At 72.3% G+C, this 22,693-nt stretch carries 22 protein-coding genes and 1 pseudogene; 12 read left to right on the top strand and 11 right to left on the bottom strand.

Going from position 1 to position 22,693, the window contains the following annotated elements; all coding sequences use genetic code 11:
• Positions 1-196: 196 nt before the first annotated feature.
• Positions 197-1,078 carry a formyltetrahydrofolate deformylase gene (purU, locus tag G3I77_RS15845; RefSeq protein ID WP_175433174.1) on the top strand — a complete coding sequence of 294 codons (882 nt, stop codon included), beginning with the start codon at positions 197-199 and terminating at the stop codon, positions 1,076-1,078.
• Between the two features lie 119 nt (positions 1,079-1,197).
• On the opposite strand, the gene G3I77_RS15840 is transcribed toward purU, so the two are convergent.
• Both G3I77_RS15840 and G3I77_RS15835 read right to left on the bottom strand, forming a co-directional pair.
• The gene (locus tag G3I77_RS15840) at positions 1,198-2,565 is read right to left on the bottom strand and encodes a maleylpyruvate isomerase N-terminal domain-containing protein (RefSeq protein ID WP_248504238.1); all 1,368 of its coding nucleotides are present in this window, start codon (positions 2,563-2,565) and stop codon (positions 1,198-1,200) included.
• Positions 2,562-3,143, bottom strand: coding sequence for a sigma-70 family RNA polymerase sigma factor (locus G3I77_RS15835; RefSeq protein ID WP_248504237.1), 582 nt, complete (start codon positions 3,141-3,143; stop codon positions 2,562-2,564). The genes G3I77_RS15840 and G3I77_RS15835 overlap by 4 nt, the downstream gene beginning before the upstream one ends.
• A 362-nt stretch (positions 3,144-3,505) precedes the next feature.
• Here G3I77_RS15835 and G3I77_RS15830 point away from each other — a divergent pair, with 362 nt between their 5' ends.
• Together G3I77_RS15830 and G3I77_RS15825 are read left to right on the top strand one after the other, a co-directional pair.
• Positions 3,506-3,886: an STAS domain-containing protein gene (locus G3I77_RS15830; protein WP_248504236.1), complete on the top strand. Its 381-nt coding sequence runs from the start codon at positions 3,506-3,508 to the stop codon at positions 3,884-3,886.
• Between the two features lie 168 nt (positions 3,887-4,054).
• Positions 4,055-4,567 carry an EF-hand domain-containing protein gene (locus G3I77_RS15825; RefSeq protein WP_248504233.1) on the top strand — a complete coding sequence of 171 codons (513 nt, stop codon included), beginning with the start codon at positions 4,055-4,057 and terminating at the stop codon, positions 4,565-4,567.
• Between the two features lie 37 nt (positions 4,568-4,604).
• Here G3I77_RS15825 and G3I77_RS15820 read toward each other — a convergent pair whose 3' ends face one another.
• On the bottom strand, positions 4,605-6,107 hold the full coding sequence (locus tag G3I77_RS15820) for a class I adenylate-forming enzyme family protein (protein ID WP_248504231.1): 1,503 nt from the start codon (positions 6,105-6,107) through the stop codon (positions 4,605-4,607).
• A gap of 89 nt (positions 6,108-6,196) precedes the next feature.
• Between G3I77_RS15820 and G3I77_RS15815 the strand changes: the two genes are divergently transcribed.
• From G3I77_RS15815 to G3I77_RS15800, 4 genes are all read left to right on the top strand, one after another.
• Positions 6,197-7,393 carry an amidohydrolase family protein gene (locus tag G3I77_RS15815; protein ID WP_248504229.1) on the top strand — a complete coding sequence of 399 codons (1,197 nt, stop codon included), beginning with the start codon at positions 6,197-6,199 and terminating at the stop codon, positions 7,391-7,393.
• The gene (locus tag G3I77_RS15810) at positions 7,393-8,526 is read left to right on the top strand and encodes an acyl-CoA dehydrogenase (RefSeq protein ID WP_248504227.1); all 1,134 of its coding nucleotides are present in this window, start codon (positions 7,393-7,395) and stop codon (positions 8,524-8,526) included. The genes G3I77_RS15815 and G3I77_RS15810 overlap by 1 nt, the downstream gene beginning before the upstream one ends.
• A gap of 6 nt (positions 8,527-8,532) precedes the next feature.
• Positions 8,533-9,453 (top strand): acyl-CoA dehydrogenase, encoded by a 921-nt coding sequence (locus G3I77_RS15805; protein ID WP_248504225.1) that lies wholly within the window; start codon positions 8,533-8,535, stop codon positions 9,451-9,453.
• A gap of 443 nt (positions 9,454-9,896) precedes the next feature.
• Positions 9,897-10,376, top strand: coding sequence for an ATP-binding protein (locus G3I77_RS15800; protein WP_248504271.1), 480 nt, complete (start codon positions 9,897-9,899; stop codon positions 10,374-10,376).
• A 423-nt stretch (positions 10,377-10,799) separates the two neighbouring features.
• Here the strand turns inward: G3I77_RS15800 and G3I77_RS15795 are convergent, their stop codons facing one another.
• Positions 10,800-11,726 (bottom strand): cyclase family protein, encoded by a 927-nt coding sequence (locus G3I77_RS15795; protein ID WP_248504223.1) that lies wholly within the window; start codon positions 11,724-11,726, stop codon positions 10,800-10,802.
• Between the two features lie 104 nt (positions 11,727-11,830).
• Here G3I77_RS15795 and G3I77_RS15790 point away from each other — a divergent pair, with 104 nt between their 5' ends.
• The 3 genes from G3I77_RS15790 to G3I77_RS15780 all read left to right on the top strand — a co-directional run bounded on the left by G3I77_RS15790 (position 11,831) and on the right by G3I77_RS15780 (position 15,030).
• On the top strand, positions 11,831-12,745 hold the full coding sequence (locus G3I77_RS15790) for an SDR family NAD(P)-dependent oxidoreductase (RefSeq protein WP_248504221.1): 915 nt from the start codon (positions 11,831-11,833) through the stop codon (positions 12,743-12,745).
• Positions 12,746-12,832: 87 nt separating this feature from the next.
• A complete protein-coding gene (locus G3I77_RS15785) occupies positions 12,833-13,981 on the top strand; it encodes an acyl-CoA dehydrogenase family protein (protein WP_248504219.1) in 1,149 nt (382 codons plus the stop codon).
• Positions 13,981-15,030 (top strand): Zn-dependent alcohol dehydrogenase, encoded by a 1,050-nt coding sequence (locus G3I77_RS15780; RefSeq protein ID WP_248504217.1) that lies wholly within the window; start codon positions 13,981-13,983, stop codon positions 15,028-15,030. The genes G3I77_RS15785 and G3I77_RS15780 overlap by 1 nt, the downstream gene beginning before the upstream one ends.
• Here G3I77_RS15780 and G3I77_RS15775 read toward each other — a convergent pair.
• Positions 14,952-15,224, bottom strand: a pseudogene (locus G3I77_RS15775) (helix-turn-helix domain-containing protein); the annotation flags it as partial. The gene G3I77_RS15780 and the pseudogene G3I77_RS15775 sit on opposite strands and share 79 nt — an antisense overlap.
• Here G3I77_RS15775 and G3I77_RS15770 point away from each other — a divergent pair.
• Positions 15,207-15,401 carry a hypothetical protein gene (locus G3I77_RS15770; protein WP_374385393.1) on the top strand — a complete coding sequence of 65 codons (195 nt, stop codon included), beginning with the start codon at positions 15,207-15,209 and terminating at the stop codon, positions 15,399-15,401. The pseudogene G3I77_RS15775 and the gene G3I77_RS15770 overlap by 18 nt on opposite strands.
• Positions 15,402-15,453: 52 nt before the next feature.
• Here the strand turns inward: G3I77_RS15770 and G3I77_RS15765 are convergent, their stop codons facing one another.
• From G3I77_RS15765 to G3I77_RS15750, 4 genes are all read right to left on the bottom strand, one after another.
• A complete protein-coding gene (locus G3I77_RS15765) occupies positions 15,454-16,074 on the bottom strand; it encodes a flavin reductase family protein (protein ID WP_248504215.1) in 621 nt (206 codons plus the stop codon).
• Positions 16,075-16,126: 52 nt separating this feature from the next.
• Positions 16,127-16,918, bottom strand: coding sequence for an enoyl-CoA hydratase/isomerase family protein (locus G3I77_RS15760; protein ID WP_248504269.1), 792 nt, complete (start codon positions 16,916-16,918; stop codon positions 16,127-16,129).
• Complete coding sequence (locus G3I77_RS15755; RefSeq protein WP_248504213.1) at positions 16,918-19,143, bottom strand: acetate--CoA ligase family protein; 2,226 nt, start codon at positions 19,141-19,143, stop codon at positions 16,918-16,920. Before G3I77_RS15755 ends, G3I77_RS15760 begins: the two co-directional genes overlap by 1 nt.
• Positions 19,144-19,282: 139 nt before the next feature.
• Entirely contained in the window at positions 19,283-20,488 is a 1,206-nt protein-coding gene (locus tag G3I77_RS15750) for an NAD(P)/FAD-dependent oxidoreductase (RefSeq protein ID WP_248504211.1), read from the bottom strand.
• A 236-nt stretch (positions 20,489-20,724) separates the two neighbouring features.
• Here G3I77_RS15750 and G3I77_RS15745 point away from each other — a divergent pair, with 236 nt between their 5' ends.
• Complete coding sequence (locus G3I77_RS15745) at positions 20,725-21,390, top strand: pyridoxal 5'-phosphate synthase (protein ID WP_248504209.1); 666 nt, start codon at positions 20,725-20,727, stop codon at positions 21,388-21,390.
• 68 nt (positions 21,391-21,458) lie between these two features.
• Here G3I77_RS15745 and G3I77_RS15740 read toward each other — a convergent pair whose 3' ends face one another.
• Both G3I77_RS15740 and G3I77_RS15735 read right to left on the bottom strand, forming a co-directional pair.
• The gene (locus tag G3I77_RS15740) at positions 21,459-22,340 is read right to left on the bottom strand and encodes a GNAT family N-acetyltransferase (RefSeq protein ID WP_248504208.1); all 882 of its coding nucleotides are present in this window, start codon (positions 22,338-22,340) and stop codon (positions 21,459-21,461) included.
• A gap of 56 nt (positions 22,341-22,396) precedes the next feature.
• Positions 22,397-22,609, bottom strand: a complete 213-nt coding sequence (locus tag G3I77_RS15735; RefSeq protein WP_248504207.1) for a DUF4287 domain-containing protein — start codon at positions 22,607-22,609, stop codon at positions 22,397-22,399.
• Positions 22,610-22,693: the final 84 nt, after the last annotated feature.

Genomic DNA, 22,693 nt, shown 5'->3' with positions numbered 1-22,693 from the left:
ACCAGGTCCTCGACGTTCTTCAGGACCTGCTGCGGTGCTGGACCGGTGCATGCACCACCTGCGGACGACCTCTACCCGCCCGACGAAACCGCCGCAGACAGCTCAGAACCTAACGAAGCACTACTAGCCGTTTCACGGCGGTCCGCCCTGCGGGACGATTGCCGGTGGTGTCGTTCCTTGTGGGAACCTGTCCTGCATGAACGAGCAGTCCACCAGCGCCGCGGTCCCGGCCGACCAGTACGTCCTCACCCTTTCCTGCCCGGACAGGAAGGGCATCGTGCACGCCGTGTCGAGCTATCTGTTCATGACCGGTTGCAACATCGAGGACAGCCAGCAGTTCGGCGACCACGACACGGGACTGTTCTTCATGCGGGTCCACTTCTCGGCGGACGCTCCGGTGACCGTGGAGAAGCTGCGGGCCAGCTTCGCGGCGATCGGTGACTCGTTCCAGATGGACTGGCAGATCAACCGGGCCGACCAGAAGATGCGCATCCTGCTGATGGTCAGCAAGTTCGGGCACTGCCTGAACGACCTGCTGTTCCGGGCGCGGACCGGGGCGCTGCCGGTGGAGATCGCCGGAGTGGTGTCGAACCATACGGACTTCGCCGAGCTGGTGGGGTCGTACAACATCCCCTTCCACCACATTCCGGTGACGAAGGACACGAAGGCCGAGGCGGAGGGGCGGCTGCTCGACATCGTGCGCGAGGAGGGTGTCGAACTGGTCGTGCTCGCCCGGTACATGCAGGTGCTGTCGGACGACCTGTGCAAGGCGCTCTCCGGGCGGATCATCAACATCCACCACTCGTTCCTGCCCAGCTTCAAGGGGGCGAAGCCGTATCACCAGGCTCATGCCCGGGGTGTGAAGCTGATCGGTGCGACGGCTCACTACGTGACGGCCGATCTCGACGAGGGGCCGATCATCGAGCAGGAAGTCGAGCGGGTCGGGCACGACGTGACGCCCGAGGGGCTGGTCGCGATCGGGCGCGACGTGGAGTGCCAGGCGCTGGCCCGGGGTGTGAAGTGGCATGCCGAGCGGCGGATTCTGCTCAACGGCCGACGGACCGTGATCTTCGCCTAGTGCTGGGGTCGTTCCGTTCGGGGGCGGATGCGGTGTGCGTGGTTGTTCGCGCCCACGCGGCGGAGCCGCATATCGGACAGAGCCCCGCCCCCCTGAGGGCGTGTCCCCCAGGTCGGGTTCTACATCCGGCTCAGTGAGGCGGCGGCGAACAGGACGTCTCTGATCGCCTCCCGGTCTCCCACCTGGCCCGCCGCTGCCTCCTGCGGGGGTACGTGGCCGGCCGCCAGGCGGCAGAACTCGACGCCGTCCAGGGCCACGTGGGCCACCTCGTGCTCGGCGGAGCCCTTCGCCGCGGGGGAGTCGAGGGGGATCAGCCACTCGCCGCCGCCCGACCCCTCGATCTCCAGCCGGAGGCTGCGGCCCGGTTCGCCCGCCGCGACCAGGTGGCGGTGGTGGGCCGGGGAGGCCAGGCCGGCCCGGCGGCGGTGGGCCAGGGCCGTCGGCAGCATCCGGGCCGCCAGGTCGATCATGCGGTGCAGATGGCGCGGCGAGGGCGGGTCGTAGGGGTAGTCCACCGCGTCGGCGATGTCCTCCGCGTGCACCCAGCACTCGAAGGCGCGGTCGAGCATCGCGTCGTGCAGCGGCAGTTCGAAGTCGCCGTACGGCACCGGCATCTTCCCGGCGCCGCCGCCGGTGAAGGACACCGTGCGCACGAGGCTGTGGCTCTGCTCCCGCCAGGGCGCGCGGACGAACCGGGTGGGCGGGAAGGGGGAGGCGCGCCAGAGCGCCTCCGTGCGGGCCACGGGCGTGGGGCGCCGGGACGGGACGTCGCCGAGCGGGTCGTCCAGGCCGAGCGTGACCGCCACCAGGCCGTCGACGCTGAGCAGGTGCGCGATGACCCCGGCGACGGTGGTGCGGCGGCTCGTCGGCTCGTCGGACCGGAACCAGCGCAGCCGTACCGGCGCGTGCCATTCGGCGTCGCCGAAGTCCTGCAGCAGGGCGTCCAGGCGGGCGGTCTCGGCGTCGTACGCGGCGGCCCAGTCCGGCACCGGGATGCGCGGCGGGCGCCGCTCCAGGCAGGTGTCCAGGACGCGGGTGCGCAGCCCCGGGTCCAGGTCGAGGCTCTCGGGGCGTTGCAGCAGCCCGACCGCCTCGCGCAGCCGTCGGGCCTCGTCGGCGCAGGAGCCGCAGTCACCGAGGTGTTCCTCGACGGCCGTGGCCTCCTCGGCCGAGCACGCGGCCAGCGCCCAGGCGCCGAGCAGGGCCTTCAGCACGGGGTGCTCGAAGACGGGCGGGGCGGGCGGCGGTGCAGGGGCGCCGGGGTCCGCCGGTGCGGGCAGGGGCAGTCCGCTGTCCTCGACGGAGGCCCGGGGCATGGGTATGCGCGGCGGGCGGCCGTGTCCCGGGCCCGAGGGGGTGCCGGTACCGCGACCGCCCTCGACGCTTTCGTCCTGAAGGCCGCTTTCGTCCCGCGTATCGCCCTTCTCTTCCCGGCCGTCCTCCCCCTCGTCGCCGTCGTGCGCCTCGAACCGGTCCGGCCCGTTCACACCGCACCCCCGTATCCGGGCGGTGCGCCCGGTGCCTCGGTGTCGTGGGCGGTGGACAGCAGTTGCAGGCCCAGACGCAGGCGGCGGCGGGCCTCGTCCTCGGTGATGTCGAGGTCGGCGGCGGTCTGGCGGTAGTCGCGGCGCTGGAAGTAGGCCCGTTCCAGGGCCGAGCGCAGCGGGGCCGGCATGGACTGGACGATGTAGTCGGCGCGGGCGGCGACCGAGGCGCGGCGCACCTTGTGCTCCAGTTCCTCCGCGGTGCCGGAGCCTTCGCGGGCGAGGGCGGCGGTCTCGGTGGCGCGCAGCCGCTGCACCGCCAGCCGGTGGGTCAGGGTGGCGACCCAGGTGCGCAGCGGGCCCTGCTTGGGGTCGTAGGAGTCGGGATGCTCCCAGACGTGGATGAAGACCTCGCGGGTGATGCCGTCGGCGGCGCGCTCGTCGCCGAGCACGCGGTGGGCGAGGCCGTGCACGAGGGAGGCGAACCGGTCGTAGAGCTCACCGAGGGCGGCCGCTTCTCCGCGGGCGAGCCGCTGCTGCATCTTGCGGTCCCAGCGAGGCGGTACGTCCTTTTTCGCCATGTGGCCCCCTCACCCCCCGCTCGTGTCCCGCGCCCGTGCTCTGTCCAGCCTGTGCCCGACGTCTCCTCGAATGTAGTCGGCACTTCCGTTAGCGCACGCCCCTTTGTGGCAATGTGCGCCCCCTGACCGGCCGCAGGTGGTAGAGGACCGCCGGCGCTCGCACCGGGTGCCTTTGGTGCCGCGCCTACCCCGCTGCCCTCCGATCAGACCTGTCTGAAGAGGATCGAACAGGATCGAAGTCGACTAAAACAAGCCTCTTCCGCGGGGGATCCGTTTTTCGGGTTGCGTTTCAGGGAACGGCCGCTGGGCAGCCGCGCTGCAAGGAAGCGTAGGGACTGCTTCCGTTTTGGCGATCGAAGGGCGTGGTGGTGACCTTCAAAGTGACCGGCGGTGAGCAGGGCGAATGGGCCGTGCTCCAGGTGTCGGGCGAGCTGGATCTGGTGACGTCACCGGTGCTGCGACAGCGCGTGCACGACATGGTGGCCGAGGGGCACCACTGCCTTGTCCTGGATCTCTCCGAGGTGTTCTTCTGCGACTCCAGCGGCGTCGGCGTGCTCATCGCGGCCCGCCGGCTGATCCGCTCCTGCCAGGGCCGGCTGCGCCTCGTGCTGCCCGCCCGGGGTGCGGCCGACGGCTCCCATGTCAACCGGGTCCTCGGCGCGCTGGGCGTACGCAGGCTGTTCGACGTGTACGGCGATGTGGACGCGGCCCTCGGCGACGAGGGCGAACCCCTGTCCGCGTGACGGCCCGATGACGCACGGTAGGCCGAGTGTTGCCGTTCCGACACGCTGTTGTCCCGGAATTCCCCCGGTCTTGGCACAAGTGACGTTTTCCCGCGCCCGAACCGCTCCCTCCGTCGTACGCTCCGACCGAGACGCACCCCATCCGACGTAAGGCGGCCCGAAAGAGACATGGTCAGCAGCGAGTACGAGCGCAGGATCGCCGCCCGGTTCGCCACCTTCGACCAGGACGGCAACGGCTACATCGACCGCGAGGACTTCTACGGTGCGGCCAAGGCGCTGCTCACGGAGTTCGCCGTGGCGGCCCGGTCCGACAAGGGACAGGCCCTGTACAGCGGCGCCGAGGCCTTCTGGCAGGGCATGGCCGGGATAGCGGACCGCGACGGCGACCAGCGCATCACGCGCGAGGAGTTCGTCAACGGCGCGGTCAAGCGCCTGCGCGACAACCCCGACCGGTTCGCCGAGATCGCCCGCCCCTTCCTGCACGCGGCCCTGGGCGTCGCCGACACCGACGGGGACGGCGCGGCGACGGTCGAGGAGGCCGCCCGCGTGCTGAAGTGCCTCGGCGTTCCCGAGGACGCCGCCGGGCCGGCCGCCGCCACGCTCGACGCGGACGAAGACGGCAAGGTCGGCGAGGCCGAGGTCGTCCCGGCCTTCGCCCGCTACTTCACCGTGCCCGAGTAGGACGCGTGCCCGAGCGGAGACGCCTGCCGGAGCGGCGTCACGTGCCCGAATAGCGCTCGCGGAGCCGGTACTTCAGCACCTTCCGCAGGGTCTCGCCCCGCGGAAGGGCGTCCACCACCTCCAGCCGCTCCGGCAGCTTGTGCACGGACAGTCCCTCGGTGCGCAGGAAGGCGGTCACGCCCGCGAGCGTCAAGGCCTCGGCCCCCGGCGGCTGTTCCACCACCGCGCACACCAGCTCCCCGCGCGCCGCGTCCGGGAGGCCGATCACCGCCGCGTCCCCGACCGCCGGATGCCGGTGCAGCAGTTCCTCGATCTCCTGGGCCGAGATGTTCTCGCCCTTGCGGATGATCACGTCCTTCAGCCGGCCGGTGAGGACCAGATGCCCGGTCTCCGTGAGCCGCCCGAGGTCGCCGGTGCGCAGGAACCCGTCCTCGTCGAAGGCCTGTTCCGTCTGCCCCGGATCCAGGTACCCCCGGCACACCGCCTCCCCGCGCAGCCGCACCTCCCCGTCCACGATCCGGATCTCCATGCCCTGGGGCGGACGCCCCTCCGTCGTCGCCAGCGACTCGGGACTGTCGTCCGGCGCCCCCATGGTGATCATCGGCACCTCGGTCATGCCGTATCCGTGGGTGAGCTGCACGCCCATCTCGCGCACGACGGCGTGGTACAGCTCCGGTGGCTTGGGCGCCCCGCCGCCCGCCAGCAGCCGCAACGTCGGCACCACGGGCGTCCCCGGCTGCTTGCGCTGCTCCGCCAGGAACATCGAGTAGAACGCCGTCGACCCGCCCGCCATCGTCACCCCGTGCGCGCGGTACGCCTCCAGCGCGTCCGGCAGCGCGAACTGCTCGAACAGCACCGCCGGGAAGCCGTACAGCAGCAGCATCACCGTGTAGTCGGGCCCGCCGATGTGTGCGTACGGGAACGCGATCGAGCCCACGTCCTTTGCCGAGGGGCGCAGCGCGTGCGCCAGGCAGGAGCCGCCCGCCAGCAGTGAACGGTCCGTGTGCAGCACGCCCTTGGGGTCGGAGGTCGTGCCGGACGTCCAGTAGATCCAGCGGACGGCGGTGCCGTCGGAGGGCGGGGGAGGCAGGAGGGACGGATCGCCTTCGGGCAGGCCGTCGTAGGCCTCGAAGACGCCCTTCGCGCCCAGCCGCCGGGCCATCTCCGTGTGGTCGAAGCCGCGCCAGGTGCCCGGCACGGCGAAGAACTCCGCCTTCGACCCGCGCAGCGCGAAGTCGACCTCGCGGTCCCGGTAGAAGGGGATCACCGGGGTCTGCACGGCGCCGAGGCGGGCCAGGGCGAAGGACAGCACGGCCGTCTCGATACGGGTGGGCAACTGCCAGGCGACCACCGTGCCGGGGCGTACGCCCATGCCGTACAGCCCGGCCGCGACCCGCTCGGCACGCGCGCGCAGTCCCTCGAAGGTGAGCGTGCGGCCGTCCTGGAGGAAGAGCGGCCGGTCCGGCGTGAGGGCGGCGCGGCGGGTGACCAGGTCCCACAGGGTGCGGGACGAACTCAGGGCGTGCGGGGTGTCGTTCACGGCTGCCCCCTGCTCCTTGGCTGACGGGTCGTCAGGTGGGATGCTATCTGACGCTGCATCAGATAAGTACCGTCCGGCGGAGGGGACCCATGGCGACCGAACTGCCCCGCATCATCAGCGTCGACGACCACGTGATCGAGCCCGCCCACCTCTTCGACACCTGGCTGCCGGCCAGGTACCGCGACCGCGGACCCAGGGCGCTGACCGCCGGGATCGGTGAACTCGCCTACATCGGCGGCACGTACCGGATCACCATGGACCCGGACGGCCAGCCCACCGACTGGTGGATCTACGAGGACCTGAAGTTCCCGTACAAGCGCAACATCGCCGCCGTCGGCTTCGACCGCGACGAGATGACCCTGGAGGGCATCACCCGCGAGGAGATGCGGCCGGGCTGCTGGGACCCGAAGGAACGCCTGAAGGACATGGACCTCAACCATGTCGAGGCGAGCCTCTGCTTCCCGAGCTTCCCGCGGTTCTGCGGCCAGACCTTCGCGGAGGCCCACGACAAGGAGGTCGCCCTCGCCTGTGTGCGCGCCTACAACGACTGGATGGTCGAGGAGTGGTGCGGCGACAGCGGCGGGCGGCTCATCCCGCTGTGCCTGATCCCGCTGTGGGACGTCGGCCTGGCGGTCGAGGAGATCCGCCGCAACGCCGCGCGCGGGGTGAAGGCGGTGACCTTCTCCGAGATCCCCACCCACCTCGGGCTGCCGTCCATCCACTCCGGCTACTGGGACCCGTTCTTCGCGGTCTGCCAGGAGACCGGGACGGTCGTCAACATGCACATCGGCTCGTCCTCGCAGATGCCGGCCGCCTCCCCGGACGCGCCGCCCGCCGTCCAGGCCTCGCTCAGCTTCAACAACGCGATGGCCTCGATGATGGACTTCCTTTTCAGCGGGGTCCTGGTGCGGTTCCCGCGCCTCAAACTCGCCTACTCCGAAGGCCAGATGGGCTGGGTGCCGTACGCCCTGGAGCGGGCCGACGACGTGTGGGAGGAGCACCGTGCCTGGGGCGGCGTGCGCGACACGATCCCCGAGCCGCCGTCCACGTACTACTACCGGCAGATGTTCTGCTGCTTCTTCCGCGACAAGCACGGCGTGGCGTCGCTGGACGTGGTCGGCCGCGACAACGCCACCTTCGAGACCGACTACCCGCACGTCGACTCGACCTTCCCGCACACCAAGGAGGTCGCCCTCGACCACGTCAAGGGCCTCGACGACGAGACGGTGTACAAGCTGATGCGGGGCAACGCCATCCGGATGCTCGACCTGGACCTCGACCGCTGATGGACCTGTCGTACACGCCCGAGGAGGAGGACTTCCGGGCCCGGCTGCGGGACTGGCTCGCGGCGGTGCTCCCCGCTCTCCCGCCCAAGCCGTCCCCCGGCGACTGGCCGGGTCGGCGGGCGTACGACCTCGGCTGGCAGCGCCGCCTCCACGACGCCGGGTACGCCGACGTCCACTGGGACGGCACACCGAGCCTTCGCCTGATCTTCCTGGAGGAGACCGAGAAGGCGGGCGCGCCCTACGTGGGGGCCAACTTCGTCGGGCTGCTGCACGCCGGGCCGACCATCGCCGCCGAGGGCACGGCGGAGCAGCGGGCGCGCTGGCTGCCGCCGATCCTGCGCGGTGAGGAGGTCTGGTGCCAGGGCTTCAGCGAACCGGAGGCCGGATCCGACCTCGCGGCGCTGCGCACGCGCGCGTGGCGGGACGGCGACGACTACGTGGTGACCGGCTCCAAGATCTGGACCTCCCACGCGGAAGTCGCCGACTGGTGCGAGCTGTTGGTCCGCACCGACCCTGCGGCGCCCAAGCACCGGGGCATCACCTGGCTGGCCCTGCCCATGGACGCGCCCGGCATCACCGTACGGCCGCTGCGCACGCTCGCCGGGTCGGCCGAGTTCGCCGAGGTGTTCCTCGACGAGGTGCGGGTGCCGGTGGCGAACCGGGTCGGCGACGAGAACGACGGCTGGCGCGTGACCATGGTGACCCTGTCCTTCGAGCGGGGCACGGCCTTCGCCGGTGAGGTCGTCGCCTGCCGGCGCGTGCTGGCCGAACTGGCCGTCGAGGCCCGCAAGAACGGCCGGTGGGACGATCCGGCACTGCGGCGCCGGCTGGGCAGGCTCAACGCCGAGTTCCGGGCGCTGTGGCGACTCACGCAGTGGAACGTGAGCGCGGCGGAGGCCTCGGGCGCGGTGCCGGGCGCCGGCGGCTCGGTCTTCAAGCTCCGCTACTCGCACGCCCGCCAGGGGCTCTACGACGCCGCCGCCGAGGTGCTGGGCCCCGACTGCCTCGACCTGGACCGCCCGTGGACCCTCGACCGGCTGTCCTCCCTGTCGTACACCATCGCGGCCGGCACCTCGCAGATCCAGCACAGCATCATCGCCGAGCGCATCCTCGGCCTGCCGAAGGGACGGTGAGCTGCCGTGCGGTTCCGGCTGACGGACGACCAGCGGGCCCTGCGGGACGCGGTGCGCGAGGCACTCGCCCGCCGCTTCGACGGGGAGACCCTGCGGGCTGCGGTGGAGGGTGTCGGCGGTATCAGTGGTGAGGGGGCGGGCCGGGGCGGCGGGGCGTTGCGGCTTGACCGGGGGTTGTGGAGGGTCCTCGGTGACCTCGGGGTTTTCGCGCTGCGGCTGCCGGAGGCGGACGGTGGGGTCGGACTCGGGCTGCCGGAGGCGGTGTTGGTGTTCGAGGAGGCGGGGCGGGTGCTGCTGCCCGGGCCGCTCGTCGCCACCCACCTCGCGGCCGGTGCCGTACCGGGCGCGGCCACCGGGGAGACGGTGGTGGCGGCCGTGGACGGGCGGCTCGTCGAGTGGCTGGCGGAGGCGGACGTCGTCCGCGGGGACGCCACCGGGGCCGTGCCCCTGCGCTCGCTCGATCCGCTGACGCCCCTGCACCGCGTACCGGCCGATCCGCCCGGCCCCGACCTCGTCGCGGTCCTCCTCACCGCCGCCGAGCAACTCGGCACGGCCACCCGCGTCGGCGAACTGGCGGCGCAACACGCCCGGGCGCGCGAACAGTTCGGACGGCCCGTCGGGGCGTTCCAGGCGGTGGCACATCTGTGCGCGGGGATCTTGGTCCGGGCGGAGACGGCCCGCGCCGCGGTGTACGCGGCCGCCGTCACCGCCGACCCGGCCGACATCGCGGCGGCCCGGCTCCTCGCCGACGAGGCCGCCGTGCGCGGCGCCCGCGACTGTCTCCAGGTGCACGGCGGCATGGGCTTCACCTGGGAGTCCGAGGTCCATCTGCATCTGAAACGCGCATGGGTTCGAACCCAGCGTGCGGGCGGAGTCACGGAGAGTGAGGAAATGCTCGCGGCGGCTCTGGTGTCAGAAACGGCCTGACGGGCCGTCTGGCTGCGGTATCGCCGCACGCGCTCCCGGAGATGTCGCGGATCGTGGCATACCGGAATTACGGAGCGTTGATATCGGCTTGTGTCCTCAGTGTGACTCGTTACGGCCTGGAGTCGATTGCCCGCTCCGGTACCTTGTGTGAGATGCGAGTGGCTCCGAGCGCAGTGCGACCCAGTGAAGGCACTTGTTCGACTGCCCGTGGCGAGCGTCGCACAGTATGCCGCACGGGTACTCCTTCGCGCTGGAATATGCCCGAAGCGCTTGTTGACGTGACTGTACGTCAACCATGCTGTCCCACAAGGGATTCACGTTCCGTGATCCTTGTCCCGGCCGTTGTTCTGGCCATGCAGAAAATGGCTACGATCGTGGCCTTCGTGAGGCGCGAGCCTAAGTGTCCGCCGGTTCGGATGGTGTGAGCGGTGCAGGTGCTTCAAGTGCAGCTGGAGATCCGGCCCGACCCCGCAGAAGTGGGGCGAGCTCGTCGGTGGGCCCGCTCGCGCCTGGCCGGGGCCGGCATACAGGCCGACGAACCCCTCGCCGAGACGCTGATCCTGCTCGTCTCCGAGCTCGTCACCAACGCCGTGGTGCACACCGGTCGTCCCGCCGTCCTGCGGCTGTCCCTGCCGCACGTGGTGACCGAGGAGGCCACGGTCCGTCTCGAGGTCGCGGACCGCAGCGGCCGGGCCCCCGTGCCCCGGTGCGCCGGCGACGAGGCGACCGGCGGCCGGGGCCTGGCTCTCGTCGACGGCCTCGCCGACCGCTGGGGCTGGAGCGTCGAGGCCACCGGGAAGCGCATCTGGTGCGAACTGGACCGGTGTGCGAAGTCCCGCGACCTCACGGCGTCGTGCGGAGGCGGCGCGGTGGCGTGCGACGGTGCCGCGGCCTTCGAGGGGCTGGCGTACGAGGCGGTGTGACGCCGCCGCCCGTGCCCGCCGGGCGTGGTGTACGGCGGCACATGCCGCGGGTTGGTGCGGCGGGGCCGGGGCACGGATGCACGGCGGGTCGGCGGGATTCGTCAGGGCATGCGGCGGTGCGCCGGGATGTGCTTCCGTGCGCGCCTGCGGCAAAAGCCGCATAAGCGGTATATCTCCGAACGGGTGTTGACGTGCCGTGACCGTTTGCTCACGCTTGTGGGCAGCGATTCGCCGTGAGGGGACGGCGAGGGCTTCGGTGGACGGCAGCCCTCGGCGAGTGTGAGTCGTGATTCGGCGTCGGCTTCCCTCGGGGTCAGGGGGTCGGGGCGGGAGCGCCGGAGTCGGGTGGCGGCGCGCGCTGTCGTGCTCGGGGCGAGCAGCGCGGCGCCGCCATCCAGCTGCGGCGGGTGGCGGCCCGGCGTCCTACAGGACGGCGACGGGTGCCACCGGAGAGCCGGTCGCCCCGGTGAACGGCTCGGGGGTCGCCGTCAGCAGGAACGCGTACCGGCCCGATTCTCCACAGGCTGTGGACAACTTTTCGAGATTCCAGTTCTGCCCCTGCGGCATGCCCATCTCCACGAGGTCGAGGGCGTGCACCGGCAGCCAGAGATCCTCCACCTCCGGCGGGAACACCTCGAAGGTCAGGGTGTCGTTGGCGACGGCGGCCACATCGCGCGCGTGGAACCACTCCGGCGTCCGGATCGACAGCCCCGGCGACGGATACGCGTAACCGTGCCGGTCACCGGCCAGGCAGGCCTGGATCTGCCCGGTCCGTACGAGCACGATGTCGCCCGCCCGCACCCGCGTGCCGGCCAGCTCCTCGGCGGCGTCCAGGTCCTCGGGCGTGACGGCGTACCCGCCGTCGAGGCGGTCCGTGCCCCGGACCCGGGCGACGTCCAGCAGCACTCCGCGCGAGACGACGTGCCGGACCGTTCCGATGCCGCTGAACTCGGCGCCGCCGTGCGGGGTGACGGTGTGGGCCGGGCGGCCGTTGTAGAGCCGGCCGGAGTGCGAGACATGGGGCAGGGCGTCCCAGTGGGTCGCCGCCTGCAGTCCCATGGTCACGACGTCGTCGCTGCACGCGACCGTGCCCGGGCCGAAGATCTCCTGGTTGATCTGCACCATGGCGTGCAGGGGGTTGACGCGGCCCGGGATCATGCCGGTCTGCACGCCGTCCTGCTGGAGAGGCAGTGCGAGCGGGACTCGATGGCCGCTGCGGACGGTCGCCGCGGCCTGCCTGACGACCTCGTCGGTGATCAGGTTCAGCGTGCCGATCTCGTCGTGGGAGCCCCAACGTCCCCAGTTGTTCACGCGCTTGGCGATGTCGTGGAACGCGTCCGGCAGCGACATGAGTCCTCCCCGGGGCTTGTCTTTCCGTATCTGACGGGTCGTAGAATTCGGGAATCGAGAATCTAACGGTCCGTCAGAAATCGTGGGACGGGAAGGGGCCGGGCGTGGGGAACTTCTTGGCAGGCAAGGTCGTCGCCGTCACGGGCGCCGGGCGGGGCATCGGCCGGGCGGTCGCGCTCGCGGCGGCGGCCGAGGGGGCGAAGGTCGTCGTCAACGACTACGGCGTCTCGGTCGACGGCGCCTCACCGACCAGTGCGATCGCCGAGGCCGTGGTCAAGGAGATCGAGGCGGCGGGCGGGGAGGCGGTGGCCGTCGCCGACGACATCTCCACGATGGCGGGCGGGCAGCGGGTCGTCGACGTGGCGCTGGCGTCGTACGGGCGGCTGGACGGTGTGGTCTGTGTGGCCGGGATCCTGCGCGAGCGGATGCTGTTCAACATGACCGAGGAGGAGTGGGACCCGGTCGTCGCGACGCACCTGAAGGGCACGTTCACGGTGTTCCGGGCGGCCTCCGCGGTGATGCGCGGGCAGCGGGCCGGGACGCTGATCGGCTTCACCAGCGGCAACCATCAGGGGTCGGTGTCGCAGGCCAACTACAGCGCCGCCAAGGGCGGGATCATCTCGCTGGTGCGCAGCGCCGCGCTGGGGCTGCACAAGTACGGGGTGACCGCGAACGCGGTGGCGCCGGTCGCGCGGACCCGGATGTCGGCGGGGGTGCCGATGGAACTGGCCGAGATCGGGGAGCCGGAGGACGTCGCCGCGCTGGTGGTGTACCTGCTGTCCGATGCCGCCGCCGGGCAGGGGGTGACCGGGCAGGTGTACACGGTGGCCGGGGCGAAGATCGCGGTGTGGGCACAGCCGCGGGAACTGCGGGCCGCGTATGCCTCCGGCGGGTGGACCGCGGAACGGATCGCGGAGTTTCTGCCCGGGTCGGTGGGGGTGGATCCGATGCCGATGCTGGAGAAGGTGCGGGAGATGGAGAGGGCGGCGGTTGAGGGGGAGCGGCCCAACGCCCAGTAGCCCGGGGGTGCGTGTCCGTATGGCGGGTGCGGGTCGAGTGTGGTTGTTCGCGCAGTTCCCCGCGCCCCTGAGGGAGGAACGAACCTCATGGATTTTGGGTTCACGCGTGAAGACGAGGACTTTCGCGGCGAGGTCCGTGACTGGCTCGCCGCGCATGCCGGGGGCACGAGCGACCGCCGCACCTGGGAGCGCACCCTCGGCGCAGCCGGATGGATCGGGCTCGGGTGGGACGGGGACGGCTACGGAAATCGCCGAGCCACCCTCACCCAGCAGGTCGTCTGGGCCGAGGAGTACGCGCGGTCGGCCGCGCCCCCGCGCTCCGGGCACATCGGGGAGAACCTGCTCGCCCCCACGCTCATCGCCCACGGCAGCGACGAGCAGAAGTCCCGCTTCCTCCCGCCGATCGCCGCCGGTGAGGAACTCTGGTGCCAGGGCTACAGCGAACCCGGCGCCGGATCGGACCTGGCCGGTATCCGCACCGCGGCCGTGCGCGAACCGGACGGCCGTACCCACCGCGTCACCGGGCAGAAGATCTGGACGTCGCTCGCGCACGAGGCGGACTGGTGTTTCGTGCTGGCCAGGACCGAACCCGGCTCGGTGCGGCACCACGGGCTGACCTTCCTCCTCGTCCCCATGGACCAGCCCGGCCGGATCGAGGTCCGCCCCATCCGGCAGATGACGGGCACCAGCGACTTCAACGAGGTCTTCTTCGACGGCGCGCACGCGGAGCATGTCGTCGGCGGTGCGGGCAACGGCTGGCGCGTCGCGATGAGCCTGCTCGGTTTCGAGCGGGGTGTGTCCACGCTGGCCCAGCAGATCGGGTTCGCCCAGGAACTGGACGGTGTGGTGCGGGCGGCCGTGGCGTCGGGCGCGGTGCGGGATCCCGTCGTACGGGAACGGCTCGTGCGGCAGTGGGCCGAGCTGCGGACGATGCGCTGGAACGCCCTGCGCACGCTGGGGGGTTCCGGTGACGCGGGTGCCCCGAGCGTGGCCAAGCTGCTGTGGGCCGGCTGGCACCAGCGGCTCGGGGAGCTGGCGGTGCAGGTGCGGGGCGCCACGGCGAGCGCCGGACCGGCCGACTGGTCGGCGCGGTCGCCGTACGAACTGGACGCGGCGCAGCACCTGTTCCTCTTCTCCCGGGCCGACACCATCTACGGCGGCTCGGACCAGATCCAGCGCACGATCATCGCCGAGCGCGTGCTCGGCCTGCCCAGGGAGCCCAAGGGAGCCGTGTGATGCGAGGCGTGATCTTCGACGGGAAGCAGGTCCGGGTCGTGACGGACCTGGAGGTGCGGGAGCCGCGGCCGGGCGAGGTGCGGGTCGCGATCTCGGCGGCCGGGCTGTGCCACAGCGATCTGTCGGTGGTGGACGGGACCATACCCTTCCCCGTTCCCGTGGTGCTGGGCCATGAGGGGGCCGGAGTCGTCGAGGCGGTGGGTGGGGGCGTCACCCATGTCGCGCCCGGTGACCATGTGGCGCTGTCCACCCTGGCGAACTGCGGTACGTGCGCGGAGTGCGACCGGGGCCGGCCGACCATGTGCCGGCAGGCCATAGGACGCCCGGGCCGGCCGTTCGGCCACGACGGCGCGCCGGTGCACCAGTTCGCGTCCAACTCGGCGTTCGCCGAGCGCACGGTCGTCAAGGCCGTACAGGCCGTCCGGATCCCCGACGACATCCCGCTGACGTCGGCGGCGCTCATCGGGTGCGGGGTGCTGACGGGGGTGGGCGCCGTACTGAACCGGGCGCGGGTGGACCGCGGCGACAGCGTCCTGGTCATCGGCACGGGCGGTATCGGCCTGAACGTGCTCCAGGGCGCGCGGCTCGCGGGCGCCGGGCGGATCGTGGCCGTCGACGCCAACCCGGCGAAGGAGGAGGCGGCACGCCGGTTCGGCGCGACCGACTTCCTGACGTCGGTGGAAGGGGTGCGCGACCTCCTGCCGACGGGCGCGGACCACGCCTTCGAGTGCGTCGGCCGCGTGGAGCTGATCCGCCAGGCGATCGACGCCCTGGACCGGCACGGGCAGGCCGTCCTCCTCGGGGTCCCGCCCGCCACGGCCGAGGCGTCCTTCCGCGTCTCCTCGATGTACCTCGACAAGTCCATCCTGGGCTGCCGCTACGGCTCCTCCCGCCCCCAGCGGGACATCGCCCTGTACGCCGCCCTGTACCGCCAGGGGCGCCTCCTGCTCGACGAACTGGTCACCAGGACCTACCCGGTCGAGGACTTCGACAAGGCGGCGGCGGACGCGGAGGCGGGGCGGGTGGCGCGGGCGGTGCTCACCTTCTGAGGGCGGCGGCGGTTTCTGAGGGCGGCGGCGGTGTCGTTCTCCGCCCGGAACGTCCGCCGGTAGGCGGTGGGCGTGACACCGAGGGCCGACTGGAGGTGCCGGCGCATCGACTGGGCCGTGCCGAAGCCCGCGTCCCGGGCCACCTGGTCGACGGAGCGGTCGGTGGACTCCAGGAGGTGACGGGCCCGCTCCACGCAAGGCGTCTACTGGGGCATGGCGGCGACATCGACGGGTACGAGACGCGCGGCGGCGCCACCGACGACGGCCGCTCCGTCGGGCTCGCGGTGACCGCGCTCCCGGGAACGTTCGGTGACGCCACGAAGGGCGCTCTGGCCGTCATGAGATCCGTGGACACCGCGTTCTGCGAGTGATCGCGCCCCCGACTCGACCGCGTACGGGGCCGGTTGGGCGGTGACGGTGGAGTCAGTCCGCCAGCCGTGCGAAGCGCCCCCGGTGGAAGAGCAGCGGTCCGTCCGAGCCGGCGGAGTCCTCCGCGCCGAGGGCGTTCACCCGGCCGACCACGACGAGGTGGTCACCGCCGGTGTGGACGGCGTGGATCGCGCAGTCGATCCAGGCCACGGCGCCCGTCAGGCGGGGCGAGCCCGACGCCGGTGCCGCGTCGTAGGCCACGCCCGCGAACTTGTCCGCGCCGCTCACCGCGAAAGCCCGGCACAACTCGCCCTGACGGGAGCCCAGGACGTTCACGCAGAACACCCCGGCGCGGGCGATCCGCGGCCAGGTCGTCGACGTCCGGCCGACCATGAAGGCGACCAGGGGTGGGTCGAGGGAGAGGGACGTGAAGGACTGGCAGGCGAACCCGGCGGGAGGTTCGCCGGCGGTGGCGGCAGGCGCCGTGACAACGGCCACGCCCGTCGCGAAGCTGCCCAGGACCCGGCGGAACTCCCGGGCGTCGAGCGGGGCGCGCTCGTCGGCGCCGACGCACCGCAGGTCGGGCCGCGGCAGCGCCTCCACGGGCTCCGGGGCGGCTGTGCGGACCGACCTGAGGTAGCGGACGGCGGCTTCGGCCATTCCTGCTTGTCCCATCACACCCAGCATTGAAACTGACGCAACGTCAGATGGGAAGGGGCAGGCGGAGTCAGCGGCCCCCGTACTCCGGGCTCCGCCGCTCCACGAAGCTCCGTACGCCCTCCTGCGCGTCCGCCGTCGTCATGTTGATCTCCTGCGCCGCGGCCTCGGCGGCGAAGGCGGCGGCGCGGTCGGTGTCGAGGGAGGCGTTGACGAGCTGCTTGGTCAGGGCGAGGGCGCGCGTCGGGCCGGAGGCGAGACGCTCGGCCCAGGCGCGCGCCGTCCTCTCCAGCTCCTCGTCGCTGACGACCCGGTTGACGAGCCCGAGGCGTTCGGCGTCCGCAGCGGTGAGCGCGTCGCCGAAGAACATCAGCTCCTTGGCGCGCTGCGGCCCGACGAGACGCGGGAGGAGATAGGCCCCGCCTGCGTCGGGAACCAGTCCGCGCCGTACGAACACCTCGATGAAGCGGGCGGATTCGGCCGCCAGGACCAGATCGCAGGCGAACGCCAGATGCGCGCCGAGACCGGCCGCCGTGCCGTTCACCGCCGCGATCACCGGCTTCTCGCAGTCGAGTACGGCGGCGATCAGGCGCTGGGCGCCGGTGCGCAGGGTGCGGGCGACATCGCCCGCGAGGCGTTCGCCGGGAGTGCCGGCGGCCCGGAGGTCCGCCCCGGCGCAGAAGCCCCGGCCCGTCCCCGTGATCACCACGGCCCGCACCTCCGCCGCCGCGGAGGCCTCCGACAGCAGCCGGATGATGTCCTCGCGCTGCCCGGGCGTGAGGGCGTTGAGGCTCTCGGGCCGGTTGAGGGTGAGGAAGAGGACGTGGTCGCCGGTCGTGTGCAGCAGCGCGGCCCGCGTCATCAGCGGCACACCGCCAGCGCGTCCAGCGCCACCGCGCCCTGCCCCTGGGGCAGGACCATCAGCGGATTGATGTCGAGCTCCGCGAGCTGGTCGCCGAGTTCCAGGGCCATGCGCTGCACCCGCAGGACGACCTCGACCAGCGCGTCCAGATCCGCCGCCGGCCGCCCTCGGACCCCGTCGAGCAGGGCCCGCCCGCGCAGCCCGGCGAGCATGTCCCGGGCCTGTTCCTCCCCGAAGGGCGGCACCCCTACGGCGGTGTCGCGCAGCACCTCGACGAGCACGCCGCCGAGCCCGACGGTCACGGTCGGGCCGAACAGGTCGTCGTGGGCGACACCGACGACCATCTCGACGCCCTGCTCCACCATCTGGCAGACCAGGACGCCGTCCAGGGCGACGTCCTCGTAGCGGGCGATGTCGGTCAGCTCCCGGTAGGCGTCGCGGACCTGGCTGGCCGAGGTCAGCCCGATCTTCACCAGGCCCAGCTCGGTCTTGTGGGCGATCCGGGCGCCGGAGGCCTTCATCACCACCGGGTAGCCCACGAGCCCGGCCGCGCGGACGGCCGCCGCCGCACTGGTCACCAACTGCTCGCGCGGTACGCGGATGCCGTACGCCCGCAGCAGCTGTTTCGCCGCGTGCTCGCTCAGCTGCCGGCCGGGCTGCATCAGGGCCTGCGCCTTGCGGTAGGACGGCGAGAGGGTGCGCGGGGCCTCGTCGAAGGGGGAGCGGTAGGCCGCTGTGAACCGGTGGTGGGCGAGGTGGGCGCGGACGGCGGTGAGGCAGTTGCCGACCGTGCGGAAGGTGGCCACGCGGGAGGAGCCGAGCAGGACCTCGCGGTAGGCGGGCTCGGTGCCGACGGGCGAACCCCACACCACGCAGACGAGCTTGTCGGTCTGCTCGGCCGCGTCCACCAGGTCCCGTACGAGCCGGTCGCTGAGCGGCGGGAACGGCCCGGTGACCGGGCAGATCAGCACGCCCACCCCCGGGTCGTCGAGGATCGCGTCGATGATCTTCCGGCCGCGTTCGTCCCCGACCGGGTGCCCGCCGTTGTCGACCGGGTTGGCGACGTTCAGGTACTCGGGTATCCACTGGTGCAGCTCGGCCTGCTTGGCCTCGGACAGGACCGGCAGGCTCAGGCCCGCCTCGGTCGCCAGGTCGGCGACGTGCGCGCCCGTGCCGCCCGAGATCGAGTAGACGACGACCCCGTCCGCGCGGGGCGGGCGGGCCCGGGCCAGCAGGGCGGCCGTGTCCTGGAGTTCGTCGAGCCCGTCCACCCGGATCACGCCGTACTGGCGCAGCGCCGCGTCCACCACCGCGTCGGCGCCCGTCAGTTTGCCGGTGTGGGAGGCGGCCGTGCGGGCGCCGGTCTCGGTACGGCCCACCTTGACGGCGACGACCGGCACTCCGCGCCGGGCGGCCCGGTCGGCGGCGAGCAGGAAGGAGCGGCCGTCCCTCAGCCCTTCGAGGTAGCAGGCGATGGCGCCGACCTCGGGCTGCTCGGCGAAGTAGGAGAGGAAGTCGGCGGTCTCCAGGTCGGCCTCGTTGCCGGTGGGGGCCCAGTGGGAGAGGCGGATGCCGAGTTCCTGTAGCGCGAAGACGGGGCGGCCCTGGTGGCCGGACTGGGTGATCAGCGCGATCGCCGGCCCCTCCAGGTCGTCGCGGAACCGCTCGAAGGCGTTGAGGTTGGTGTTGGGCCCCAGCAGCCGCAGCCCGGACTGTTCGACGGCGGCGGCCAGTCGCCGCTGGGCGGCCTCGCCCGCCGGCCCGGTCTCCGCGAACCCGGACGCGAAGACGACCGCGAACCGCGCCTTGGCCTCGGTCAGTTCCTCGATCACCGGGAGTGGGTCGCCGACCAGCACCACGGCCAGATCGACCTGTTCGGGCAGACCGGCGACGGAAGGGGAGCAGGGGATGCCGAAGACGGACGGCCGGCTGGGATGCACCGGGTACAGCCGGGCGCCGACCCGCTCCGCCCAGTCGATCAGCTGCCGGGTGACACCGGTGCGGGGGCGCCCTTCGGTATCCGAGGCGCCGATCACGGCGACGGACCGGGGGCGGAAGAAGCGGTCGAGATCGGGCACGCCGGCGTGCAGTGGCCGTCCGCTGACGTCCAGGTCGCCCGACTGGGCCGGCCTGCCGTGCACGACGGGCCCGGACCGCTCGCCACAGGCGATGGCCCGAGTCCGGCGGGAGTCGGTGGTGAGGGTGCCGTGGGTCGATCCAAGCATCGTTTCCGCCCGCTCCTGTGAGACAGCCGCTAACTGACGCACTGTCAGATTACTGAACTGATGCGACGTCAGGAACGGTGTGGGCGAGCGAAGTTGTCGACCGGACCGACTCAGGGGCGTTTCGCTGCCGGGCAGGTGCTCAGCCCGGCAGGCGGGACACCTGCCCTGAGCCGCTCCTCGCGACGGCCTTGGCGATCTTCACCGCGTCCAGTGCCATCTCGCGGAGGTTGCCGCTGATCGGGTTGGTGAACCCGGTGAAGTACAGGCCGGGGGCGGTCTTCGGGGTGCGGGCGCCGTGGGCGACGGGCCTGCCGCGGTCGTCCAGGACGTCGAGGTGGCCGACCAGGTGCTCCAGGGCGCGGACGTATCCGGTGGCGGCGATCACCACGTCCGGGGAGATCCGGGTGCCGTCGGCGAGGGCGATCTTGCCGCCGTCCTCGAAGCCGTCCACCGCGGACACGATCTCCACCGTGCCCTTGCGTACGGCGTCGATCAGACCGACGTCCTGCACCGGGATGGCCCCCTGCTTCACCCGCGTGTACAGCCCGGTGTCGGGACGCGGCAGCCCGTGGGCCGACAGGTCGGGCACGGCCACCTTGGCCTGCACCCGGGAGATCCGGTCGACCAGGCCGACCGGCAGCCGGCGGACGAGGACGCCGCTGTACTGGGCGGCCCAGCCGGCGGTCGAACGGCGCACGATGTGGGGGACGGTGCGCACGGCGAGCCGGACCCGGGAGGCACCGCTCTCCACCAGGTCGACGGCGATCTCGGCGCCGGTGTTGCCGACTCCGACGACGAGGACGTCCCGGCCGGCGTAGGGCTTGCCGCTGCGGTACTCACCGGCGTGCAGGAACTCGCCGGTGAAGGCGGCGCGGCCGGGCCAGTCCGGCAGGCGCGGGGTGTGGTTGTAGCCGGTGGCGACGACCACCGCCGCGCCGGTCAGTTCCCGGCCGCCGGTGGCGTGCAGCAGCCAGCCCGTGCCGTCGGCGGTGCGCTCGACGCGGGACACCTCGACGCCGGTGACGATCTCGAGGCGGTGGTGCTCGGCGTACTTCTCCAGGTACCGCACCACGTCGTCCCGGGACACCCACCGCCCGAACCCGCGCGGCATCGGCAGCCCGGGCAGGGCCGAGAGGCGGCGGGTGGTGTGCAGGTGCAGCCGGTCGTAGTGGCGGCGCCAGGACGCCCCGACATGGTCGGACTTCTCCAGGACGACGGCCCGTATGCCCCGGGCGCGCAGCGCGTACGCGGCGGAGAGCCCGCCGGGGCCGCCGCCGATGACGTAGACGGGGCGGTCGGGTGTGGGCTGCGCGGAGGCGTGTGTGGGGGGTGTGGAGTCGGCCATGAGCGCGAGCGTAATCACGGGACCGCTTGATGGGTCTCGGTCAAGACCGGAATTGGTTTCGGATTGATCACGACTGTAGAAGGACGGAGCGGAGTCGATGGCATGGCGGGCCGGTTCTCGCTGATGGTGGACCGGCTGGAGCCGACGATCCGGTACGTGTTGTCGGTCGGCCGGAGCGGTGGGTCTCGTCGGACCTCGGTCAGGTGTGAGGAGCCCTCCGGGGTGACAATCGAGGGATGTCAACCGATCTTCATGAGCTGCTGAGGTCACTGCGGGTCTGGGACCCGGAGGTCACGCGACTGCCCTCCTTCGACCCGACGACCGCCCCCGCCGCCCCGCTGCCCCTCTTCACCGAGTGGTTCGCGGCGGCGGTGGCGGCCGGGCAGACCGAGCCGCACACCATGTCGCTGGCGACCTCCGACGAGTCCGGCCGGCCCGACGTACGCATCGTCATGCTGCACGGCGCCGACGAGACCGGTTGGTTCTTCGCGTCCCACGCCGGCAGCCGCAAGGGCCGCCACCTCACCACCCGCCCCTGCGCCGCGCTCGGCTTCTACTGGCCGGTCCTGGGCCGGCAGGTACGGGTCCGCGGCCCGGTGTCGGCCGCCCCGTCCGAGGAGGCCCAGGGCGACCTCCACGCCCGCTCGACGGGCGCGCTGGCCGCGGCACTGACCGGCCGCCAGAGCGAAATCCTGGGCTCGGTGGAGGAGCTGGCACGCGCCTCGGAGTCGGCGTGGGAACGGGCCCGCAGTGAGCCGGAGGCTCCCGTACCGTCCTGGACCCTGTACCGGCTGCGGCCGGAGGAAGTGGAGTTCTTCCAGGGAGACGAGGCACGGCGGCACGTACGGCTCCGCTATCGGAGCACAGAGGGAGGGTGGGCACGGGAACTCCTGTGGCCGTGACCGGACCTGGGGCCGTGGCGCGTTGCGGGTCCCGGGCAACGCGGGAAGGCCTCGTCGCTGTGCCAAGGTCAAGCGGGCGCCGACCACCCCGTGAAGTCGTACACCGCGAAGTCCGCGACCGGCCGGTACCCGATCCGCTGGTACAGGCCGTTGCTGGTCGGGTTGGCCAGGTCCGTGAAGAGGAGCACCTCCTGCGCTCCGGCGGCCAGGGCGGCGCGGCTGACCTCGGCCGTGGCGGCGCCCGCGTAGCCGCGGCCGCGCAGGTGGGGCGGGGTGTAGACCGAGGCGACGCGCACCTGGCCGGCGATCTCGGGCGTCGCGCCGGCCATGGCCACGGGCGTGCCGTCCGGCGTCTCCCAGAAGGTGATGCCGCCGTCGGCGATACGGGCGTCCGCCCACTCGGTGGCGTCCCGGACGGTGCCCTCGCCGACCGCCTCGGCGAACTCGTCGTGCCAGCGCAGGAGTTGCTCGCGGTCTGCCTCGACGGCGATGCGGGGCCCGCCGGGCGGTACGGGGCGGGGCACGGTCAGGGTGCCGAGCCGGTAGAGCCGCTGCCGCTGTCGGAGCGTGGCCTCGGCGCCCGTGTGCCGCTGCCAGGCCTCGGCGAAGGCGGCGGCGGTGTCGCGGTCGGCGTGCACGCCGGGCAGGCGGTGGCCGAGGGCGGCCAGTCGTGCGGCCAGCGCCTCGGCCTCCGAGGCGGTCAGGGCGGTGAGGTTCATCCGGTGCGGTGGTGTGCGGAAGACCGTCGCCCGGACCACGCCGTCCTGTTCCAGTACGCCGAACTCCGGCACCCCGTCGCCGTAGATGTGCGGGCCGCGCCTGCGCAGGTTGTCCGTGACCGTCAACGGGACGGTGTGCAGCGCCGGCTGGGCTTGGAGGAAGGCGCCGGCGCGGGTCAGGAAGCCGTCGAGGTCGTGAGTGAGGTGCCAGTGGCGGGTCTCCGTGTCCATGCCTCATGATGCCGCGACCTCCGCCCCGGCACCTCCCCATTAGCTTCCCCTGCAACTCACTTGCCGCTGTCCTCGGCGAGGGTGTGGGCGACGAGCGCGTTGGCGTGGCCGTGCCCGAGGCCATGCTCGGATTTGAGCCAGTTGACGATCTCCAGGTGCCGGGTCAGCGGCGAGGAGCGGATGAGGGCCTGCCAGTCGGCGATCGGGCGGCCGTACTTCTTCTCGATGGAGGGGAAGTAGCTCGCGGGGCCCTTCACGGGTGCGGTCATCTCGGTGGTCCCTTCGCTGGTGTCGCCGGTTATGACCGGGGCGACGGGACCAACTGATCGCACGCGCCGAGTGACCTGCACCAC

Origin of the sequence: Streptomyces sp. D2-8 (assembly GCF_023184515.1) — a bacterium.
GTDB lineage: Bacteria > Actinomycetota > Actinomycetes > Streptomycetales > Streptomycetaceae > Streptomyces.
Note: the sequence above shows the minus strand (reverse complement) of the source record. Positions and strands in the feature narration are given on the sequence as shown.